At 59.2% G+C, this 20564-nt stretch carries 20 protein-coding genes and 1 pseudogene; 15 read left to right on the top strand and 6 right to left on the bottom strand.

What is annotated here, in order from left to right; all coding sequences use genetic code 11:
- Positions 1-72: 72 nt before the first annotated feature.
- Entirely contained in the window at positions 73-303 is a 231-nt protein-coding gene (locus tag AC3IX1_RS13630) for a hypothetical protein (protein ID WP_489388607.1), read from the bottom strand.
- A gap of 331 nt (positions 304-634) precedes the next feature.
- Here AC3IX1_RS13630 and AC3IX1_RS13625 point away from each other — a divergent pair, with 331 nt between their 5' ends.
- Entirely contained in the window at positions 635-1957 is a 1323-nt protein-coding gene (locus tag AC3IX1_RS13625) for a DUF1329 domain-containing protein (protein WP_489388606.1), read from the top strand.
- Here the strand turns inward: AC3IX1_RS13625 and AC3IX1_RS13620 are convergent.
- Positions 1954-2121 (bottom strand): DUF2986 domain-containing protein, encoded by a 168-nt coding sequence (locus AC3IX1_RS13620; protein WP_489388605.1) that lies wholly within the window; start codon positions 2119-2121, stop codon positions 1954-1956. The genes AC3IX1_RS13625 and AC3IX1_RS13620 overlap by 4 nt on opposite strands.
- Positions 2122-2373: 252 nt before the next feature.
- Between AC3IX1_RS13620 and AC3IX1_RS13615 the strand changes: the two genes are divergently transcribed.
- Positions 2374-3786 (top strand): NAD(P)/FAD-dependent oxidoreductase, encoded by a 1413-nt coding sequence (locus tag AC3IX1_RS13615; RefSeq protein ID WP_489388741.1) that lies wholly within the window; start codon positions 2374-2376, stop codon positions 3784-3786.
- Between the two features lie 16 nt (positions 3787-3802).
- Positions 3803-4762, top strand: coding sequence for an alpha/beta fold hydrolase (locus AC3IX1_RS13610; protein WP_489388604.1), 960 nt, complete (start codon positions 3803-3805; stop codon positions 4760-4762).
- Between the two features lie 53 nt (positions 4763-4815).
- Here the strand turns inward: AC3IX1_RS13610 and AC3IX1_RS13605 are convergent, their stop codons facing one another.
- Positions 4816-5382: a nucleotidyltransferase family protein gene (locus AC3IX1_RS13605; protein ID WP_489388740.1), complete on the bottom strand. Its 567-nt coding sequence runs from the start codon at positions 5380-5382 to the stop codon at positions 4816-4818.
- Between the two features lie 228 nt (positions 5383-5610).
- Here AC3IX1_RS13605 and AC3IX1_RS13600 point away from each other — a divergent pair, with 228 nt between their 5' ends.
- The 6 genes and pseudogenes from AC3IX1_RS13600 to AC3IX1_RS13575 all read left to right on the top strand — a co-directional run bounded on the left by AC3IX1_RS13600 (position 5611) and on the right by AC3IX1_RS13575 (position 9589).
- Positions 5611-6948: an MFS transporter gene (locus AC3IX1_RS13600; protein ID WP_489388603.1), complete on the top strand. Its 1338-nt coding sequence runs from the start codon at positions 5611-5613 to the stop codon at positions 6946-6948.
- Between the two features lie 34 nt (positions 6949-6982).
- A pseudogene (locus tag AC3IX1_RS13595) lies at positions 6983-7153 on the top strand (AAA family ATPase); the annotation flags it as partial.
- A 378-nt stretch (positions 7154-7531) separates the two neighbouring features.
- The gene (locus AC3IX1_RS13590; RefSeq protein ID WP_008047217.1) at positions 7532-7810 is read left to right on the top strand and encodes a DUF2790 domain-containing protein; all 279 of its coding nucleotides are present in this window, start codon (positions 7532-7534) and stop codon (positions 7808-7810) included.
- A gap of 277 nt (positions 7811-8087) precedes the next feature.
- Complete coding sequence (locus AC3IX1_RS13585) at positions 8088-8741, top strand: hypothetical protein (RefSeq protein ID WP_489388602.1); 654 nt, start codon at positions 8088-8090, stop codon at positions 8739-8741.
- Between the two features lie 83 nt (positions 8742-8824).
- Positions 8825-9031 carry a co-regulatory protein PtrA N-terminal domain-containing protein gene (locus AC3IX1_RS13580; protein ID WP_489388601.1) on the top strand — a complete coding sequence of 69 codons (207 nt, stop codon included), beginning with the start codon at positions 8825-8827 and terminating at the stop codon, positions 9029-9031.
- 51 nt (positions 9032-9082) lie between these two features.
- Positions 9083-9589 carry a thiol-disulfide oxidoreductase DCC family protein gene (locus AC3IX1_RS13575; protein ID WP_489388600.1) on the top strand — a complete coding sequence of 169 codons (507 nt, stop codon included), beginning with the start codon at positions 9083-9085 and terminating at the stop codon, positions 9587-9589.
- Here AC3IX1_RS13575 and AC3IX1_RS13570 read toward each other — a convergent pair.
- Together AC3IX1_RS13570 and AC3IX1_RS13565 are read right to left on the bottom strand one after the other, a co-directional pair.
- Positions 9577-11700 (bottom strand): TonB-dependent receptor, encoded by a 2124-nt coding sequence (locus tag AC3IX1_RS13570; RefSeq protein ID WP_489388599.1) that lies wholly within the window; start codon positions 11698-11700, stop codon positions 9577-9579. The two genes, AC3IX1_RS13575 and AC3IX1_RS13570, sit on opposite strands and share 13 nt — an antisense overlap.
- Before the next feature lie 169 nt (positions 11701-11869).
- Positions 11870-12793 (bottom strand): LysR family transcriptional regulator, encoded by a 924-nt coding sequence (locus AC3IX1_RS13565; RefSeq protein ID WP_489388598.1) that lies wholly within the window; start codon positions 12791-12793, stop codon positions 11870-11872.
- Between the two features lie 85 nt (positions 12794-12878).
- Here AC3IX1_RS13565 and AC3IX1_RS13560 point away from each other — a divergent pair, with 85 nt between their 5' ends.
- The 6 genes from AC3IX1_RS13560 (at position 12879) to AC3IX1_RS13535 (ending at position 19437) form a co-directional block, all read left to right on the top strand.
- Complete coding sequence (locus AC3IX1_RS13560; RefSeq protein ID WP_489388597.1) at positions 12879-13940, top strand: LLM class flavin-dependent oxidoreductase; 1062 nt, start codon at positions 12879-12881, stop codon at positions 13938-13940.
- Positions 13941-14001: 61 nt separating this feature from the next.
- Entirely contained in the window at positions 14002-15000 is a 999-nt protein-coding gene (locus tag AC3IX1_RS13555; RefSeq protein ID WP_489388596.1) for a flavin reductase, read from the top strand.
- A gap of 72 nt (positions 15001-15072) precedes the next feature.
- Complete coding sequence (locus AC3IX1_RS13550) at positions 15073-16461, top strand: MFS transporter (protein ID WP_489388595.1); 1389 nt, start codon at positions 15073-15075, stop codon at positions 16459-16461.
- Between the two features lie 29 nt (positions 16462-16490).
- Positions 16491-16904: a GFA family protein gene (locus AC3IX1_RS13545; RefSeq protein ID WP_489388594.1), complete on the top strand. Its 414-nt coding sequence runs from the start codon at positions 16491-16493 to the stop codon at positions 16902-16904.
- Between the two features lie 69 nt (positions 16905-16973).
- A complete protein-coding gene (locus tag AC3IX1_RS13540) occupies positions 16974-18026 on the top strand; it encodes a YeiH family protein (RefSeq protein WP_489388593.1) in 1053 nt (350 codons plus the stop codon).
- Between the two features lie 37 nt (positions 18027-18063).
- Positions 18064-19437, top strand: coding sequence for a DUF1329 domain-containing protein (locus AC3IX1_RS13535; RefSeq protein ID WP_489388592.1), 1374 nt, complete (start codon positions 18064-18066; stop codon positions 19435-19437).
- Positions 19438-19657: 220 nt separating this feature from the next.
- Here AC3IX1_RS13535 and AC3IX1_RS13530 read toward each other — a convergent pair whose 3' ends face one another.
- Positions 19658-20563 (bottom strand): amino acid ABC transporter substrate-binding protein, encoded by a 906-nt coding sequence (locus tag AC3IX1_RS13530; RefSeq protein ID WP_489388591.1) that lies wholly within the window; start codon positions 20561-20563, stop codon positions 19658-19660.
- Between the last annotated feature and the right edge of the window lies 1 nt (position 20564).

Below are 20564 nucleotides of genomic sequence, written 5' to 3'. Positions count from 1 at the left end.
GGTCTGAGACGGGCTGCAAATTATTCGCTGTGTATTGCCCAGACCTGGCTTCCATCACTCGAAGTCAACGTATCAGTCGTCGTTGTCATCGCGATCACGGTAGCGACGGTGGTCGCGATCATAATCACGACGATCATATCGACGGTCATAACCTTGATCATCGTCATCCCCTTGGTCGTATCCACGTCGATGGTCATGATCGTGATATCGCCCGTACCGTTCTCCGTCATCCCAGTGCGGGCCGCAGCCTCCCAACAAGACGGCGCTGGAAATGGCCACGATCAAGATTACTGCGCGATTCATAAAAACGTCCTAAACGTCGGAGGTATGGAAGGGTCATGGCTGCCCGAAACCTTCATCCGGGCAGTGTTCAGCCATGGTTATGACCATTCGGTAACCCGATGATTCCGCCGAAAAATACAAACACGTGATGGTCACTCTCCCCATCGAATGCCCGTCGAGACAGCCCGGGCCTGTCATCAATAGCCAAGGGGCTGTCGTCAAATGAAAAGCGCCCCTGATACGGGGGCTATCTAATGGCAGTACTGAAAAGGTCTCTGGCGATGAGTCGACGTAAGCGACTGCTGCGCCTGAGTCACGAGTTGCCTGGTACGCCAGGCAGGAGAATAACAATATGAAATTCGTGAAAAATCTTCTGGCTGCTGTACCCCTCATGGCGCTGGCCATCGATGCCCGAGCCTATGTATCGAGCCAGGAAGCCGCCCGGCTGGGCACCAGCCTGACGTGGGTGGGAGCCGAAAAGGCCGGTAATGCCGACGGTTCCATTCCGCCCTACAACGGTGGCCTGACCACCGCCCCATCCAGCTTCAAGACCGGCGACAGCATGCGCCCGGACCCCTTCGCGGGCGAAAAACCGCTGCTGGTGATCAACGGCAAGAACGTCGATGCGTACAAAAGCATGCTGACCGCCACCACAGTGGCCTTGGCCAAGCGCTACCCCCACTTTCGCATCGACGTCTATCCGACCCACCGCACGGCATCGCTCCCACAGGCGATACTGGACAACAGCCGCAAGAATGCCACCAACGCCAGGTCCCTCAACGGCGGGATCGCCATCGACAATGTGATGCCCGGGGTGCCGTTCCCGATCCCGCAATCCGGCGCCGAAGCGATGTGGAATTTCCTGCTGCGCTACCAGGGCGTCAACATCCATTCCAAGTACGACTCCTGGAGCGTCGACACAGCGGGCGTACCGAGCCTGGCGGTCACCGGCGAGGCATTCGTCTCCTTCCCGATCTACGAGAACCTGTCGAAGCCGTTCAATAGTTCCGACATCTACTATCAGTTGAAACTGTCCTATACCGGACCTGCGCGCCGAGCCGGCGAGTCGATCATGCTCAAGAACGCCACCAACCCGACGCAGTTCCCTGGCCGCGCGTGGCAGTACATGCCTGCACAGCGCCGCGTCAAACAGATTTCGATTCTGGCCTACGACACTCCCAACCCCGGTACCGCCCGTGCGCTCGAACTGTACGACTGGACGCTGGTGGGCAAGCAGGAAATGATCGTTCCCTACAACACGTACAAACTCACCTACGCTCGCGCTGCCAAGTCGCTGACCACGCCTGACTTCGTTGCCCCGGACTTCGTACGCTGGGAAAAGCACCGGGTCTACGTCGTGGAGGGCAACCTCAAGCCCGGGGCGAAGCACATCTACCAGAAGCGCCGCTTTTACCTGGATGAAGACACCTGGGCCGCGGTGGCCTCCGATCAGTACGACACCCGTGGCCAGCTGTACCGTGGCTCCTTCGCGTTCTTCAGCCAGAGTTACGACCAGCAGGTCCCGGACGCCACCCCTTTCATGACTTACGACCTGTCGAAAGGCACCTATAACATCAATGGCGTGGTGGGCCCGCATGGCGGCATCCGCTACATCGAGCCGCTTTCGACGGCGCAGTGGGTGCCAGAGTCAATGGCGGGTGCCGGTATCCGCTAGGCCTGCGGCGATCCAGCGCTGATTGACTCGTCACTGGATTCTGCAGCCAGCTTCAATCGGTCCGCTTTACTGATGTATTTTTCCTTGCTTTTCGGTGCCAGTTTGGCGCTGGCCTTCTTGGCGTTAGCCTTTAGTATCTGATTTATTTTTTTTCGACGATTCATGTTTTTCTGCTCGGTTTGTAAGTTGTTGAATGATATCAGCTAAATATACCGGGCCAGATTCCCGTGGTGCACCACGGGTTCCTGGAAGTCTGCCAATGGCCGCTTTTGCCGTTTTCCATGAGTCGTCACTCAGGCTGCAGCCATTAACTCCATCGGTTATGTGCATGAGGCCCATTCGTTCTATCGGGTTCGGTACAGGTAGCTAATCTACGGAGGTTGAAGGGGGTGCAACCTTCGCAAAGGCGAAAGCATATGGAAGAAAATCACATCGAAACCGACTACCTGATCATCGGTGCTGGCGCGATGGCCATGGCTTTCGTCGATACGCTACTCAAGGAAACCAACGCACGCATCATGATGGTGGATCGACACGACCGACCTGGCGGGCACTGGAATGATGCCTACCCGTTTGTCCGGTTGCACCAGCCCTCGGCCTTCTACGGCGTCAACTCACGGGAACTGGGCAGTGGAACGAAAGACAAGACGGAGCTCAATGAGGGCTTGTATGAGCTAGCCTCCGGCGCCGAGGTGGTGAGCTACTTCGACCAGGTGATGAATCAGCAGTTTCTGCCGTCAGGTCGAGTCCGTTACTTCCCCATGTGCGACTACACCGGCGACCTCATTGACGACCACCGCTTTACCTCGCGAGTCAGCGGCGTCAACCATCAGGTCCAGGTGCACAAAAAGGTGGTAGACGCCACCCACGCCCAGACGGCAGTTCCTTCGACCCACCCGCCCAGGTACAGGGTGGAGCCCTGCGTGCAATGCGTGCCACTGAACAACCTGCCGAAGATCCAGCACCCACACTCCAGCTACGTAGTGGTGGGATCGGGCAAGACCGGGATCGACGCCTGCCTGTGGTGTCTGCAAAACGGTATTGCACCCGATAAAATCTGCTGGATCATGCCGAACGATCCGTGGTTGATCGACCGGGCCAACCTGCAACCTGGCCTCGAAAGCTTCGAGCGAACAATCGGTGGCCTCACTGCACAATTCGAGGCCATGGCAACCGCAGACTCGATCCCGGACCTGTTCTCCAGGCTTGAGGCGGCGGGCCAGCTCCTGCGCATAGACAAGTCCGTCGAACCCACTGTTTACCGCTGCGCTACCGTCTCACAGGCGGAATTGCGTGAGCTTCGACGCATCGACAACATTGTGCGCCTGGGGAAAGTGCGGGTTATCGAGCCAACGCGCATCGTGCTCGAGCAAGGCAGCATCGCCACGAGTCCCAATGCTCTGCACATTGACTGCAGCGCCAGTGCCATCCCGTCATTGCCTGAAATGAAGGTGTTCGACGGCGGCAAGATCAACCTGTTGATGGTGAGCAGCTGCCAACCCTTGTTCAGCGCGGCCTTGATCGCGTACGTGGAAAGCCATCTGGCCGATCAAACGCAAATGAACGCGCTTTGCACGATGGTCCCCCCGCCTCACCTCCCCACGGACTGGATCAGAATGTGGTCGGTCTACCTGGGTAACCAACTACGCTGGGGAGAGCATGAAGGCCTGACACGCTGGATCAGGCAGTCGCGTTTGTACTTTATGACGGCGGTGGTCAGGGGCTTGCAGGAAACCGACACCGAGAAACTGGTACAACTGCATCGGCTCTCTGTCAGCAAGCAGCAGGCTCTGGCGAGTCTGCCGCGTTTGCTGGAGTCCATCGCTTGAATTGCAGGAAGCGCACATGAACGAGCCACACCTCGAAATACTCGACATCAATGGCATCCGCATGCAGGTAGCCACCCAGGGTTGCGGCCCCTTGGTCTTGCTATGCCACGGTTTCCCGGAGCTGTGGTACTCGTGGCGCAGCCAGCTTGCTGCGCTGGCGGCCGCCGGCTATAGAGCGGTCGCGCCCGACATGCGTGGCTATGGCGGCACAGAGGCGCCGGCCGAACCCGACGCCTACACCACACTCCACCTGGTAGGCGACATGGTGGAGTTGGTCAACGCACTCGGCGAAGAGCAAGCCGTGATCGTCGGCCATGACTGGGGCGCGCAGGTGGCCTGGAGCGCAGCATTGATGCGACCCGATCTGTTCCGCGCAGTGGTCGGCATGAGCGTTCCCTTCTCACCACCGGGGCGGGTGGAAATCCTGAGTGCACTTGCCTCGCGGGGTATCAACGACTTCTACATCCAGTATTTCCAGACGCCAGGTGTGGCCGAGGCCGAGCTGGAAAGGGACGTCGAGTCGTCGATCCGGCGCATCTACTTCAGTGGCTCGGGCGACGGGCCCGATCGGCTGGTGTTCGGTCGGCTGCAGCCGGGCCAGGGCTTTCTGGGAGGAATGATCGAACCCGAAACCCTGCCAGCCTGGCTAAGCCTTGCGGATATTGGCTACTACACCCGCGAATTCACCCGTAGCGGATTTCGCGGCGGCTTGAACTGGTACCGCAACATGACGCGCTCATGGGCACTACTGGCACCTTGGCGCGATTGCATTATCCGGCAACCGTCGATGTTCATTGCCGGGAGCCGCGACGCCGTGCTGAAGTTTCCGGGCTCCCCACGGCAGATTGAAGCCTTCGCGCAGACACTGCCGGGCCTGCGCGGGTGTCATATCCTTGAAGATGCCGGCCACTGGATACAGCGAGAACGCGCGACAGAGGTCAATGAGCTGCTACTGGGCTTCCTGGAAAAACTCTGATCAAGGGGTTGAATTTTTATCCATGGCGGGAGGGCCGGCATGCTCGCGCCAATTCAACTTTGGGGTTTCAGGATCCTGAGCCAAGGCCAGCGAGCCTGATAACTTTTCGCCTTCTGATCGAACAGGTCTGGCTTGGGATTCCTGGGATTGATTCGAAGTAGCCCGTGCTCTGTGTCGGCCAGCCCGTTGGGCGCATAGACCTCGCCGGTTTCGATGTCCAGGCCAATGCAGGTGCCGGCAATCAGGTAGCGGTCAATCCCGTCTTTAGCCGACTCAAGCCTTGGATAATCCCCGCCAAAGCGTTGGCCGTACCACAGGTGAACGCGAGCCTGATTCCTGATCTCGATGTTCACGTCGAGGTCCCGGAACAGACGCTGACCTGACTGGATGACTTCATTCTCCGCTTCCCACGACAGGTCATCATCAAAGTAAAAGACGTCGTAATCCTTCACGCCCCACTCTGGCGATCGTTGTGCCTGATGATTCCAGACGGCCTGGAACAAACAACCGGCCGTGAGCATGCATTGGTTCAAACCGAGTTCAGGCAAACGAGTGGAAAGTTCTGCGTTTACCGGATTGGTCATTGCGATCCTGACCAGGCTTTCGACAGTCAATGTCATCTTCATCCCTTCTGATTGATCTGATCCCGGCGACCGACAATACCCTCAACGCTTTTCAAATTCGCGAAAAAATCGCCCTTTTCTCTCCCTCGGCCAATCTGGCGCGAATCATGCCTGATTCAACGGCATGAAGTCGGTACTGACTATGTGGATGACACTTTTGAAGTGAGCCACCTCAGTGCCTGCCCCGATAATCGATAGCTTACTGACGAACTGTCGAGGTCAAGCATGACGAGCGCAACTATGGAACAAGTCAGCCCACAAACGCTGAGAAGAGTGATTGTGGCTGCCGGCATCGGTAATTTCGTCGAGTGGTTCGACTTTGCCGTCTACGGCTTTCTGGCCACGACCATCGCCCAGCAATTCTTCCCCAGCGGCGATGCCAGCGCCGCGCTGCTCAAGACCTTTGCGGTATTCGCCGTGGCCTTTGCGTTTCGGCCCCTTGGCGGGATTTTCTTCGGCATGCTGGGCGACAGGATCGGCCGCAAGCGCACCCTTGCGATGACCATCCTGCTGATGGCCGGTGCCACGACCCTGATCGGTCTGCTGCCCACGTATGCGGCGATCGGGGTCATGGCGCCGATTCTTCTGTCCCTGATCCGCTGCGCCCAAGGCTTTTCCGCCGGGGGAGAATACGCAGGTGCCTGTGCCTACCTGATGGAACATGCACCGAGTGATAAACGCGCCTGGTACGGCAGCTTCATTCCGGTGTCGACATTTTCCGCCTTCGCCGCGGCCGCCGTGGTGGCCTACGCACTCGAGGCGTCTTTGTCGGCCGAAGCAATGGGGAGCTGGGGTTGGCGCTTGCCGTTCCTGATTGCCGCGCCCCTGGGCCTGGTGGGGCTTTACTTGCGCTGGAAGCTCGATGAGACACCGGCATTCCAGGCGGTGACTCAGGAGCATGCTGTCGCACATTCTCCACTCAGGGAAACCTTGCGCAACCATGGTGCGGCGATCTGTTGCCTGGGCGCTTTTGTGTCACTCACGGCACTTTCGTTTTACATGTTCACCACCTACTTCGCGACCTACCTGCAAGTCGCCGGTGGCCTGAGTCGCGCAACGGCCCTGCTGGTATCTCTGATTGCATTGCTGTTCGCTGCGGCGATCTGCCCGCTGGCCGGGCTGTATTCGGACCGGGTCGGGCGTCGAATCACGGTGATGACCGCTTGCGCGCTGTTGATCGTGGTCGTGTATCCATCGTTCCTGATGGCCAGCTCCGGTTCGTTCGCCGCGTCCATCGTCGGCGTCATGCTCCTGGCGATTGGCGCGGTGTTGTGTGGGGTGGTAACCGCGGCCTTGCTCTCGGAAACCTTCCCTACCCGTACTCGGTACACCGCCTCGGCTATCACCTACAACATGGCGTACACCCTGTTCGGCGGCACCGCGCCGCTGGTGGCGACGTGGCTGATCAGCACCACCGGCAGCAACCTGTCGCCGGCGCTCTATCTGATTGCGATTGCATTGCTCGCATTGGCGGGCGGGTTGGCATTACCGGAGACTTCAAGGATTTCCCTGCATGACGTTGCGTCGCAGGAGAACGCCGAAGGCGTGGGCGCATCCGCCTGAAGCACGAACGAGCCGGCAGGCGCCATGTAAGCGGGTGACCTTTCTGAACTTTGTGTGGAATTTCGATCATGGTTACCGCCCGGGTATCGAGGCGGTGCGCCTGGCCACAGGCCCAGGGATTGCTGTGGTGCATCTGTGCAATAGCAAGCAGATTGCCGCCTTTCTTCATGGCTTGCCCGCAATGCCTGGCACCTGCCCTGTATAGAGGGCGCATGAAGGAGCGCTAGCCTCCCCCCGTCCATAAATTTCTCTTTGGGCCCACGTGTTGAATCCTGCGATCTGACGCCTGGCCCGGATAACCGGCGTTCGCGATCGCTCGGACTCAGCCGAATGAATTGAAATCACCAGGCGTGAAAATCCGTCATGACATGTCATGACCTCCCTCAAAAAATGGACTTTGACCAACAAATACTGGGGTTAAAGGACGAATGGTCGAGAGGCGTCAAGCGCGGGGAATTGCCGGGAGTTTGCAGCCACTACAGGCTTTTCTGGCGGGCGCGTTCGTCGCGGTAAAGTGAACTTCACTTTCATCGCGTGTCACATTAGGTCCTTGTCAAGCGAACTTCAGAAGAGGTACAGCCTTATGAGCATGGCCACAATTGTCAGTGCGGTGATTTCCAGTCTCGCACCCAGTGTCTTCGACCAGAACAGCCTGCAAGAACCCGGCGCGCATGTCTCAGCCGTCGAATACCACTACGGGATGGACATCGATGTGAAGCGGGTACTGCAGCGCACCGATACATCCGACAAGACCGGCGTGGTACCGGTGACCCTGGTCTACGAAGACAGCGAGGGCGAAGTTCACAAGATCCGTTTCCTCGAATGGGGTGGCAGCCCCGCCGACCCCACCAGCATTGCCTGATCCGTCTCGTCGATCGGGTTCCGGGCCTCGCCGCCCCCCAGAAGCGGAAGTTAAACCTCCTATGCACCAAGTGTGATTGAGGTTTTTTGTTACCTGAAAATGGACATGATCGAATGACTAATAGTTCATTCGCGAAACTCACTATTATCTTGGTGGCGTAATGTCGCAAGATTAATTAATAGTAATTGCTGGATCTAAATGGCAGTCAGCAACGGTAAATTCCAATCAAGCCGTGCCGAGAGCCAAGTTGATTCACTATTACAACCAAGAGGTCACCATGGAACTTAGTATGTTTTCTTCGTCCACCGTGGAATATGTGCGTTTGGGCGTTGTATATTTTCATCTAATCGCCTGCTGCGTTGCAATCGGGCTGGTCTTGACCAGTGACATTGCAATGGTCAAGCAACTCCTGAAGGGGGATGCGTCAGGTCACCACGATGACGCGCACATGCAAAGCCTTCAAAAAACCGTATCGCTTGCACTTGTAGCGCTTTGGATTACGGGCATTGGCATTGTCGGGATCGATTATGCCGGCAAGGGGATGGAGTATTTCCTCAATCCCAAACTGCAAGCCAAGATCGGCATCGTTGTGCTGTTGACCTTTAACGGCTACCTGTTGCATAGCGCTGTATTGCCGGCGCTGAAAAAAGCCGGTTCGTTACTCAAACTTTCCTTCAGCCTGCGCATGCTCGCGCTGTTCTCCGGTGCCCTCTCTGGCGTGTCGTGGTTCTATGCCGCCATGCTGGGTGTGGGTCGTCCGCTGGCCTGGAAATACTCGCTGCTGGAGTTGCTGGCCGCCTATCCGGTTCTCATCGTCGGTGGATTCGGGGCGATGGTACTGCTCACTGCCTGGGCAAAAAACCGAGACACCGAAGCGCGTATGGAGCAAGGCACCTGGTCACCAGGAAACGCCGCCCTGGCTGGCTGGTGAAGCCAGCTTGAACAAGGACGTTCAGCGTCAGTAAATGAATCCCGTTTATAGCTAATGTCAAAATCTCATCTGAGGATACCCAAATGAAATCCATGAAAGCCCTTTTCGTCGTCGCCACCCTGACCGCTTCTTCTCTGGCGATGGCCACAGGTGGTGGTGACAAGACCTTCGCACGCATGGAGTCTGCCCGGAAAGTCTCGATGGAAACCTACCAGGTAGCACAGAAACAGAAGACTGAAGGCGCTGTAGCTCAAAGCAAAGCCAAGGCGACCGATCGCGCCAAAAGCTGATCTGTGTAGCGCGCCCCCCGGCTAACTAAAATGTGCGACCTCGAGCCTCAAATGCCAGCCTCGCAAATCCGCCCCTCCCCCGCGCCACTGCTCAAGCCAGGAGAGACTGTGGTCTTGTTCGACGGTGTCTGCAAGCTATGCAATGGCTGGGTGAGGTTCTTGATTCGCCATGACCGCCAGCGGCACGTGCGGTTGGCGGCGGTTCAGTCACCCGAGGGGCAGGCTCTGCTCGCGTGGGCGGGTTTGCCCATGGATCAATTCCACACCATGGTGGTGATCCGCGAGCGACGCTACTGGGAGCGTTCGCAAGCTTTTTTCGAAATCATCGCCCTGCTTCCCGCACTCTGGCGCCCTGTGAGCCTGTTGCGCATCTTCCCTCGCAAGCTTCGAGATTGGGCATACGACCGCATTGCGCTTAATCGTTACCGGCTCTTCGGGAAATACGACTCCTGCCTGTTGCCGGACCCTGATCATGAACAGCGCTTTTTGAAAGCCCCCCAAACAAACGCCCGACAATGCCGGGCGCCTGTACTTCAGGGCTGTACTCAGAAGCGATAGTTGGTGCTCAGCTCCAGCGTCCGTGGGGCACCGGGCGTGATCAGATCCACCGAACCATGCGCCGACGCGTAATAGTCCTTGTCGAAGACATTGCGCAGACGCAGGGCCATGTCCCATTCCGGCTCGTTGTACAGCAACGCGGCGTCCACGGTTGTATAAGCCGGCATGACCACATTGTTATCCAGCGCGGTATAGCGATCGTCGACATAGTTGGCCCCCATGCCCACACGCCAGGTTTGCGTCAGCGAACGCACCAACCACAGGTTGGCGCTGTGGCGTGGCGTCAAGGTGGGTACCTGGCCTTCGTTGGCTACACCGTTGGTAAAGCTGTTGGACTTGGTGATCTCGGCATCCAGAAAGGCGTATCCGGCATAGACCTGCCATTTGTCACTCAACTGCCCGCTGGCGGTCAGCTCAAGGCCATCGGTGCGCTGTTCACCCGCAAGCACCAGTTTGGTCGGGTTCGCCGGATCGCTGGTTTTCATATTGGTGCGTTCCAGGCGGAACAGCGCCGCCGTCAACGCCAGGCGATTGTCGAGCAGGTCCCACTTGCCGCCGATCTCGAAGTTGGTGGTCTCCTCTGGTTCAAGATCCTGGTTCGTCGTACTCAGGGCGAACATCTCGGCGGAGGGTTGGTAGGAACGGCTCACCGAGACGTAATAGGACTGCACTTGATCAGGCTGGTAGACCAGACCGATTCGCGGGCTCCAGGTCGTATCGGTGCGGGACAGCTCGTTGTGCGTCAGGTCATCGGCGTACTCCTGGTCGAATACGTCGTAACGCACACCCAGCAGTGCCTTCCACTGCGGCGCCAGCTCGATCAAGTCCTGCACGTAGAACCCGGCGGTATCCTGGGTATTGGTGCCCTTGGCGGTTTGCCGGTTGGCCTGGAACGGCACATCGACCAAAGCATCGCGATACACCGGCACCCTGGCCACATTGGATTGGCTGAATACGGACTGGTCCTTCACCTGGCGCCCCAGTTCCACACCGTAGAGCAGGTTATGGTTCATCCCGGCGAGTACGGCGCGCTGCTTGAGCTCGATCTGGTTGAACCACCCGTCCTCCTTGCGCTGCACGTTGCCGCGGTTGAGTTTTACCAGCAGTTCACCATTGGGAGCAGTGACGAAACGTGTCGGGCTGGAGTCAGCAAGTGTGTTGTTGCGATCCAGATCGTAGTGGTAGTAGCGGCTGGTGTTGCTCAGGGTGAAGTCATCATTGATGCGGTAGTCGACACCCGCCGTGAACGAGAACACCTCGCTGCGGGTGTAGTCATCATCCGGGTCGGCGGCACCGAAGCGCTTGTCGCGGTCCACATCGACCGGACGGTCGCCGAATGCCGGGATGCCGAAGTCGATCAGACGCTTGTCATACAGATAGGTAGCGCCCAGGTCCAGTTCCAGATCGTCCGAGAGCTTGAAGTAAGCCGAAGGTGCGATGGCCTTGCGGTCGGTGTAGCCGTCATCCCGGAAGGTGTCACTGTTCTCCAGCGCGCCTGTCACACGAAAGGCTTTATCGCCGTGCTGCTGATCGGCCCAACCGGCATCGAACTGAGTGCGTTTTTCGCCTTCGCTGTCGACACTGACGCCGACCTCCTGCCTGGGTGCGAAGTTGGGTGCCTTACTGATGCTGTTGATCAGCCCCCCCGAAGAACCTCGGCCATAGAGCACCGCAGCCGGCCCCTTGATCACTTCCACCCGCTCGACGTTGGAAAGATCCCGGAAGTACAGCGCATCGTCGCGAATGCCGTCGACATACATGTCGCCAATGGCACTGAAACCACGGATGGTGACCTGGTCGCGCTGGCCGTCCCCATTGGACAGACCGATACCAGGGACGTTCTTCAGTACGTCCTCCATCGACCGCGCCCCTTGATCCTTGATGACGCTCTGGGGAACCACGTTGACGGTTTGCGGGATATCACGTAGCGGCGCATCGATCTTCAGCGCGCTCCTGCTCTCGGTCGGCATGTAGCTCTGCTCGCTGTACTCACTGTTCACAGCGGTTGCCGGTAGGGTTAGAGCAGACTCCGTTTCTGCCTGTAGATCAGGTACAACCAGAACACCCAGCAACGACAGAGAGGCTGGGTAAATGCGCGATCGAGCCACCATGGACACCTTTGTATGAATTATCGCGCGAATAATAACGATTATCTTTTATAAGTAAATACATATCATTCCGATCCATACTCAGAACGATCGTCTCAATTTAATGGGTGGTCGCCCAAGTGCGGACAGTCGAGTTTATGATCCACCCGATCACCGCCTGAACACCCGCGCTTCACGCAGGGCGGGTGACCGCGCAATCCTTTATCAGCTCACGCAACCACCTCAAGCCTGAATCTGAATCGAATCGGGCGTGCCAGTACGCAATCAATTCGGGTTCGGGGAAATCGACTGGCGGCTGGTGGCAGCTAAGTCCGAAAGTTTCTGCAAAAACCTGTGCAATCGGCCCGGGAAGATTGCAGATATAGCCCGTTTGCGAGGCAATCACCGGCATCGCCATGAAGTTCTGCACCAATACGCCAACACGACGAGTCAGCCCCTGGGCCTGCAGGGTCGTGTCGATAATGTTGCCCACCCGTTGGTGCATTTCGATCATGACCTGTGGTCGCTCCAGGTAGAGGTCGAGCGGAAAGCGCCCGGGCGGCAAGCCTTCGCGCTGCCATATCAGCGTGAGCAGCGAAACCGTGGTGATCGACTCCTCGCGCAGGCCAGCCCCCAACGCCAGGGGGGTGTTGATGACCAGGTCGATCTCGCCGGTTTCCAGCAGCGGTGGCAATGCATTGCTCGGCGGCAGTGGCACCACTTCGATCATCACCCCAGGCGCTTCACGGGCAATGTGCTGGATCAGCCGGGGCAAGATCAGGAACTCGACGAAATCGCCGGAGGCAATCCGGAATTTGCGCTGCGTCGCTGCCGGCAAAAACGGCGTAGAGCCTTGCAGTACGTCGTCCAGGCGGCTGAGTGCTTCCCGCACCGGGCCGATCAGTTCGGCCGCGCGCGCGGTCGGTACCAGGCTATGACGGCCAGTGACGAACAGTTCGTCGCCCAGGCGCTCGCGCAGTCGCCGTAGCGCATGGCTGACCGCCGGCTGACTCAATGCCAGGCGTTCGCCCGCGCGGGTCACGTTCTGCGTATCCCACAGGGTGGCGAACACCACCAGCAGGTTCAGGTCGAGGGTGCGCGTATTTACGTTGTGCATACCTGAGATTCTATCTATTCATTTCCCTCACTGTACCGGCTTTGTTTTAGTAGCTCCATCGTTCCCTCGATACAAGAGCCCAAGCATGAATAATAAAAAAACCCTGCAGATGGGTTGGTTCATTCCAACTATTGGCGATACCACTGCCTTCAGCGATCCGAACAAAAGCATCCCGCAATCCCTTGAGCATTTCGAGCGGGTAGCCGTCGCCGCCGAACAGGCCGGATTCGACTACGTACTGGTCCCCGTAACCCCGTTCTGTTGGGATGCCTGGGTGACTGCCTCCTTCGTCATCGCCCGCACCCAGAAACTGAAAGCCTTGGTGGCGGTAAAGCCTGGCTTCATCCATCCGGTCGCCCAGGCCAAGATGTTCTCCACCTTCGACCAACTGTCCAAAGGACGCATCTACATTAACCTGATCGCCGGCCTCAGCGAGAAAGACGCCTACGCGGAGGGCCAGATCGCCTCCAAGGACGGGCGCTACGAGCAGTTGGAGGAAGAAGTCGAGTTGATGAAACGCCTGTGGACCGAGCAAGGTGTGGAATACGAAGGCAAGTACTACCAGGCACATGGCCCGAAGGTCATCCCCGCCCCGTTCCAGCAACCGCACCCACCGTTCTTCCTCGGGGGCGGGTCGGAACAGGCTGCCGAAATTTCCGCCAAGCACTCCGCCGTACACCTGTTCTGGGGCGACTACCCGGACCGCATCGCCGAACAGATCAAGGAAATGCGCGAACGCGCTGCCAAATATGGCCGTGGCGAGGAAATCGAGTTTGCCATGCGCCTGCAGATCATCTGCCGGGAAACCGAAGAGGAGGCCTGGGCCGCCGCAGATACCCTGGTCAACGGCGCCGATCCGACCTGGACCGAACAAGTCAAGACCATGATGGCCGAGTCCGTTGCCAACCAACGAATGAAAGAGCTCTCCAAAACCGCCGGCCGCAAGATGACTCCACACCTGTGGACCGGCATCACCGAAGTGCGCCCCGGTGCCGGTATTGCCGTGGTCGGCAACCCGCAGCAGGTCGCCGACCAGTTGCTGGCGTTCGTCGATGCCGGTTGCAGCGGATTCTGTCTGTCCGGCTACCCGCATCACGAGGAAGCCGAGCGCTTCGGCCGCCTGGTCATGCCTCTGCTCGACCGCTGAGCCACTCCAATCCAATAACAATCAGCCGCCGACGTGTCCGGCGGCAATGGAGTTCCCGTCGATGAATACCTCCGACTTCGACCCAAAGCAGTTCCGCCAGGCGCTAGGCGCCTTCACCACCGGCGTGACCATCGTCACCACCCGCGGCCAGGACGGTCAGGACTACGGATTGACCGCCAACAGCTTCAACTCGGTGTCGATCGACCCGCCCATGGTGCTGTGGAGCATCAACAAGGATTCCTCGTCGGCACACGCCTTCACCGAAGGCTCGCACTTCGCCGTGCACATCCTGGCTACTGACCAGGAACTGCTGTCCAATCGCTTCGCCAAAAGCGGCACCGACAAGTTCGCAGCGCTTGAACTGCAGCGCGGGCCCAGCGACATTCCGCTGCTCGATGGCTGCTCGGCACGCTTCCAGTGCAAGACCACCTATCAGTACGAGGGGGGCGACCACATCATCCTGGTTGGTGAAGTGTTGGCATTCGACCGCTTCGACAAGGCCCCGCTGGTGTTCCACAGCGGTGGCTACCGGCGCCTGCTGCCTGCCGCCGCGCGCGGCCAGGAAAGTGTTGTATACGGCGAAAACTGGCTCGGTTTTCTCTTCGGCCGCGCCTATTACCAGCTCCAGTTGCCGATTCGCCAGCAGTTGAAGGCGATGGGCATGCAGGACCAGGACTTCGAGCTATTGGGCATCCTCAGTTTCAGCGAAGGCCGGACCCTGGACGAGTTGCGCCAATTGTTCGAGTTCACCGGCAAGTCGTTAGCTCGAGAACAGCTGGCGATCTGGCTGCAGAAGGATCTGCTGACTCTGCAAGAGGCGCGCGTGCTGTTCACCGACAAAGGGCGCCAATTGGCGATCCAGTGGCTGTCCTTCGCCAAGGCCGCCGAGATGACTGCTCTGGAAGCACTTTCCTTCGACGAGGCGCAGCAATTAAAGCTTCTGATCGGTCGAGTGATAGAGCACACCGGCGCCGAACTCCCGATGCACTGGCGCAAGGAAAACATCTGGCAGGACAACAACCTCTGGCAGCAGCCCGATGCGATCGCGTCGGCCGGCTAAGGCTGTACCGCGCGGCGACTTGTGTGTCGCGCGACCTCGACAACAAGAACAAGCCCAAGAGGTAAACCGTCGATGACTAGTACAACGACCATCCCGGCGCCGACAACGCCTTGCGCGGCGCCGTTACTGCCCAATCGCAGCCGGGCCGGCTATGCCCTTGGTGTGCTGCTGCTCGCCTATGTTTTCTCGGTCATGGACCGGCAGATCCTCAGCCTGCTGGTCGGACCGATCCAGCAATCGCTGCACGTCAACGATACCTGGATGGGCATGCTTCATGGCTTCACCTTCGCCCTCTTCTACGCCTTGGCCGGTCTGCCGATCGCGCGCCTGATCGATCGTGGCAACCGACGGCTGATCATCATTGTCGGCATTGGCTTGTGGTGTATGGCCACAGCTGCCAGTGGCCTGGCCACCGAGTTCTGGCACCTGCTGCTCGCACGCATCGGTGTGGCGGTCGGCGAGGCGGTGTTGCTGCCGGGCGCGGTGTCGCTGATCAGCGACTTGTTCGTACCGGAGAAACGCGGCCGCGCCCTCGGCGTGTTCGGCGCCGGTGGCCCGGTCGGTGTTGGCGGAGGTCTTCTCGCCACCGGCCTGGTGCTGGGCTACTTCAGCACCCATCCACTGACCCTGCCATTGCTTGGCACCCTCGCGCCCTGGCAATCCACGCTAATGTCGATTGGCCTGCCAGGGCTGATTGTTCTGTTGCTGATGATGGGCGTGCCGGAGCCGCGACTGGATCGCGTCGGACGGACGACACCGACCTCAGTGACGCCTGGCGTGCCACTGGGCGAAGTGCTGGCGTTTTTGCGCGCAAACCGACGCACCTTTTTCGCCATTGTGGTCGGAATGGGCTGCTATAACGCCGCGGTATACGGTGGCGGCGCCTGGGTGCCCAGCTACCTGGTACGCGAGTTCGGATGGACTTACGCCAAGGCCGGCACAGTGATGGGGCTGATCATGTGTGTCAGCTCGCCGCTTGGTGTGCTCATTGCCAGTTGGCTGGGTGAATACTGGCGCCGCCGCGGCGTGGCCAATGGCAATCTGCGTGTGGCGATCATCGCCAGCATGGTCTTGCCGCTGTGTGCCACTCCGTTACTGCTGGCGCCCAGCGCTTGGATGGCGTTGCCTTTCCTGGGGCTCACTGCTGCCCTGTGGGTCTGCCTGTTTGGTGTCGGCCCGGCGTTAATCGTCGAAATGTCGCCTGCACCGATGCGCGGACAGTTCATCGCCCTGTTCACAGGTGTACTCAACTTGCTCGGTGCCGGCATCGGTCCGGTGGCTATCGGTGTCATCACCGACTACCTGCTGGTCGACCCTGCCGCCATTCGCTACTCGATTCTGATTGTGACGCTGATTGCCTGCGCCCTCGCCTGCACACTGTTGTTGGGTGCGCGACACAGCTTGCGGCGCACTGTCCAAAACGCCCTGCATTGGAAATCCGACAGCACCCATTGCAAGTAACACCTGTCCTCCCTGAAGAGAATTGACCCATGACGACCCTCAATGGCAGTTGCCTGTGCGGCAACATCCAGTATTCCACCCTCGCGGCCCCACTGATGACTGCTATATGCCACTGCAGCGATTGCCAGAAACAATCGGGCAGTGCCTTTTCGATCAACGTGCTGGTACCAATCGACGGCTTCGAAGTCGCCGGCAAGAGCCTGGGCAGTTTCTCCAGCAATGGCGGCAGCGGCTTGCCAGTGCGGCGGTTTTTCTGCAGCAACTGCGGCTCTGCGCTGTATAGCGCGGTGACCACGATGCCCGGCCTGTTTGCAGTCAAGGCCGGCACGCTCAGCGATACCTCGGCACTCAACCCGGCCCTGCACCTGTGGTGTGCTTCCGCCCAACCGTGGGTTCCGATCGATCGTGCCTTGACGTGCTACGAGCAAGCAGTCACCGACTAATCCCCCGCATGGCGTCCAGATTGACGTAGCTCCCCGCGCGTTGCTCTGGACACCATAGAGAAAACCAAGATGATCAAGAACGCGCCCCCTGCGTCGCACATCAGCGCACCCGTCAGCCCACCCCGGCAATGGCTCAGCCAGTTGCGGCAGATCAGTCCCGGTCTGCTGGTCAGCCTGGCGATCGCCATGGCCTCGGGCTTCATCGCTGATCACTACGGTGGCCCTACGCTGCTGTATGCCCTGCTATTCGGCATGGCCTGCCATTTTCTCAGCGAGCATAGCCGCTGCCTGCCAGGCATAGAGTTCGCCTCGCGGTCCCTGTTGCGCATCGGTGTCGCCCTGCTGGGTGCGCGTATCACGCTGGAACAGATCGGCTCGCTCGGCTGGGAAACCGTACTGGCGGCCGTGTTTGCCGTGACTGCGACCATTGTTGTCGGTTGGCTCAGCGCTCGCCTGCTGGGCGTACGCGCCGACTTCGGCGTGTTGACCGGTGGCGCCGTGGCCATTTGCGGTGCGTCGGCCGCCCTGGCGATTTCCGCCGTGCTGCCCAAACATGAGAACAGCGAGCGCGATACCTTGCTGACGGTGGTCAGTGTCACCGGCCTCTCGACCGTGGCCATGATCACCTATCCGATCCTCTGCAAATTGCTCGGCCTTTCTCCTGAACAAGCCGGGACCTTTCTCGGCGGCACCATTCATGACGTGGCGCAGGTGGTCGGTGCGGGCTACATGATCTCGCCGGCGACCGGCGACATCGCCACCGTGGTGAAACTGCTGCGTGTAGCACTGTTGGTTCCCGCAGTCGTGGTGATTGCCTGGTTTTTCCGCCGACAACAGGGCAAGCAGACAGACACCGGACGGCGGATGCCGCTGGTTCCAGGTTTTTTGCTCGCCTTCGTTTGCCTGGTCGCGATCAACAGCAGTGGTGTCCTGCCGATTTCGCTGTCGAGCGCCATGAGTGACACGTCACGCGTCTGCCTGGTGATCGCCATCGCTGCCCTGGGTTTGAAAACCTCACTGCAAAAACTCGCGACTGTCGGCTGGCGCCCGATCGCGTTGCTGGTTGGTGAAACGCTGTTCCTCGCAATGCTGGTGATTGGCCTGCTTTACCTGGGTCGATGACCTGACCCTGCCCATCGAAAAACCTGAGAGCAACTACATGAAAACAACAAAAATACTCGTGCAAACCGGTGCCCTGGCGCTTTCCCTTCTGGCCACGGCTGTCATGGCCAAGGTCTCTCCCGAGGAGGCTGCACAGCTGGGCACCACGCTGACGCCGATGGGCGCCGTCAAAACCGCGAACGCCGCAGGCAGCATTCCCGCCTGGACCGGAGGCCTGCCAACCACCGCAGGGACAGTCGACGGCAAGGGCTTTTTGTCCGACCCCTTTGCCAACGAAAAACCTCTATTCACCATCACCGCCGCCAACGTAAATCAATACAAGGACAAGCTGTCGGCAGGCCAGTTGGCCATGTTCGCGCGCTATCCCGACACCTACAAAATGCCGGTCTACCCGACTCACCGCACCGCGGCGGTGCCGGCAGACATTTACTCGGTGATCAAGGCCAGTGCCCTGAAAACCGAAGGTGTTGATGGTGGCAATGGCCTGACCGGTTTTGCCGATAGCCGTTACTACGCGTTCCCGATGCCCAAGAGCGGTATCGAAGTGCTGTGGAATCACCTGACCCGCTATCGCGGCGGCAACCTCAAACGCTGGGCAACCCGGGTGCAACCGCAAGCCGACGGCGCCTTCAGCATGGTTGAACTGGAAGACGAAATCTCCTACCCGCGAGAACTGCCGGACCTGGACAAGAGCAAGGCTGACAACATCCTGTTCTACTTCATCCAGCGCGTGACAGGCCCGGCCCGTCTGGCCGGCAACGTGTTGCTGGTCCACGAAACCATCGACCAGGTGAAGGAACCCCGTGATGCCTGGCTGTACAACGCCGGCCAGCGTCGCGTGCGCCGGGCGCCACAAGTGGCCTACGACGGCCCGGCCACTGCCGCCGATGGATTGGCTACCACGGACAACTACGACATGTTCAACGGTGCACCGGATCGATACACCTGGGAACTGGTCGGAAAAAAGGAGCTGTACATCCCCTACAACAGCTACAAACTCGACTCACCCAACCTCAAGTACGCCGACATCCTCAAGGCCGGTCATATCAATCAGGACCTGACCCGCTACGAGCTGCACCGTGTATGGGAGGTGGTGGCCAAGGTCAAGCCAGGCGAACGTCACATTTACGCGACGCGACACATGTACTTCGATGAGGACAGCTGGCAACTGGCGGAGGTGGACCATTACGACGGACGCGGCCAGCTGTGGCGCGTGGGCGAAGGGCATGCCCAGCAGTACTACCACAAGCAAGTGCCGGGCTATACCGCTGAAGCCCTCTATGACCTGCAGTCCGGCCGCTATTCGGTGCTGGGCCTGAAAAACGAGGAAAAACGCAGCATTCAATTCGGCGTCGTAGCTTCGGCGAACAATTACACCCCGGCTGCGCTACGCCAGACGGGCGTCCGGTAGTCCCGTAAGTCTCGGGAATCCTGCTGACGGTCCTCGGCTACTTCGCCATGGTCCTGGCGAATTGGCGCTGACCAGCAAGCCGGTGGCCGTCCACAGACGTGATGCTGCTCATCTGTAGGAGCGAGCTTGCTCGCGATGGACTCAAGGGCGCTGCGTTCAGTCAATGAACACGCGTTTTCGTTAACGACCATCGCGAGCAAGCTCGCTCCTACAAAACCCATCAGGGCAATGCATAGACCCTGAACAGTCTCTTCACGGTAAGGTTGCTCCCGCCCAGATACTGGTCGTAGGCCTTTTCTACAAAGCCCGAGTAATAGGCTTCACTCAGGGCTGTATCAACCAGCAGGCGGAAGTCTTCGTCGTTGCGATCCACGATCATCGCCACCGGCGAGTACTCGAAGATGCGGTCCAGGAGCATCAGGTTTTTCGCCGCGCCTTCCCTGGCGATTTCGTTGCGCAGCAGCATACGTTCGGAGAAGAAGGCATCGGCCTTGCCCTCGGCGACCAGCTTGATGCCCTCGTCGTTGTTGGCCACGGTCACCAGCGAGGCAATCACGTTGAGCAGGCGCATCTGCTCGCGAATCCAGTCTTCGGTCACGCCCCCCTCCAGGGTCGCGTAGGTTTGATTGGCCAGGCCGTTGTTGATGCTGGCACGCCAGGTTGGGCCGGCATTGGCGACCTTGCCATTGAGCACATTGAGCAAGGGTTCGCCAGCATCGTTGCGCACCACGACCGAGAGGCCGGCGGTGTAGACCGGTATGGAGTAGCTGATCATCTTGCGCCGTTCCAGGGTGGGCGCCGTCGGCGTGCAGAGGATATCAACCTTGCCCTGGCTCACCGCACTGACCTGGTCCGAAACCGTTACGGGCTGATAGTGCACTTGCAGGTCGGGCAGGCCCAGCTCGCTCTTGAGCTTGTCGGCGATTTTCAGGCACAGGTCGATGGCATAGCCGCTGGCCTTGTCGCCTTCCTGCTTGCTGAATGGGGCCAGGTCAGGCAGGTAGCCCAGGGTAAAGGTGTGGCTTGCGCGCACGCGTTCAAGGGTGTTGGCGCCGGCCACCAGCGGCAGCGTCGAGAGTGCGAAGGCCAGCAGCAGTCTGGTGGTTGTGGCAAATGGTACGTTCATG

It is taken from the genome of Pseudomonas sp. KH_046_2, assembly GCF_057838985.1.
Note: the sequence above shows the minus strand (reverse complement) of the source record. Positions and strands in the feature narration are given on the sequence as shown.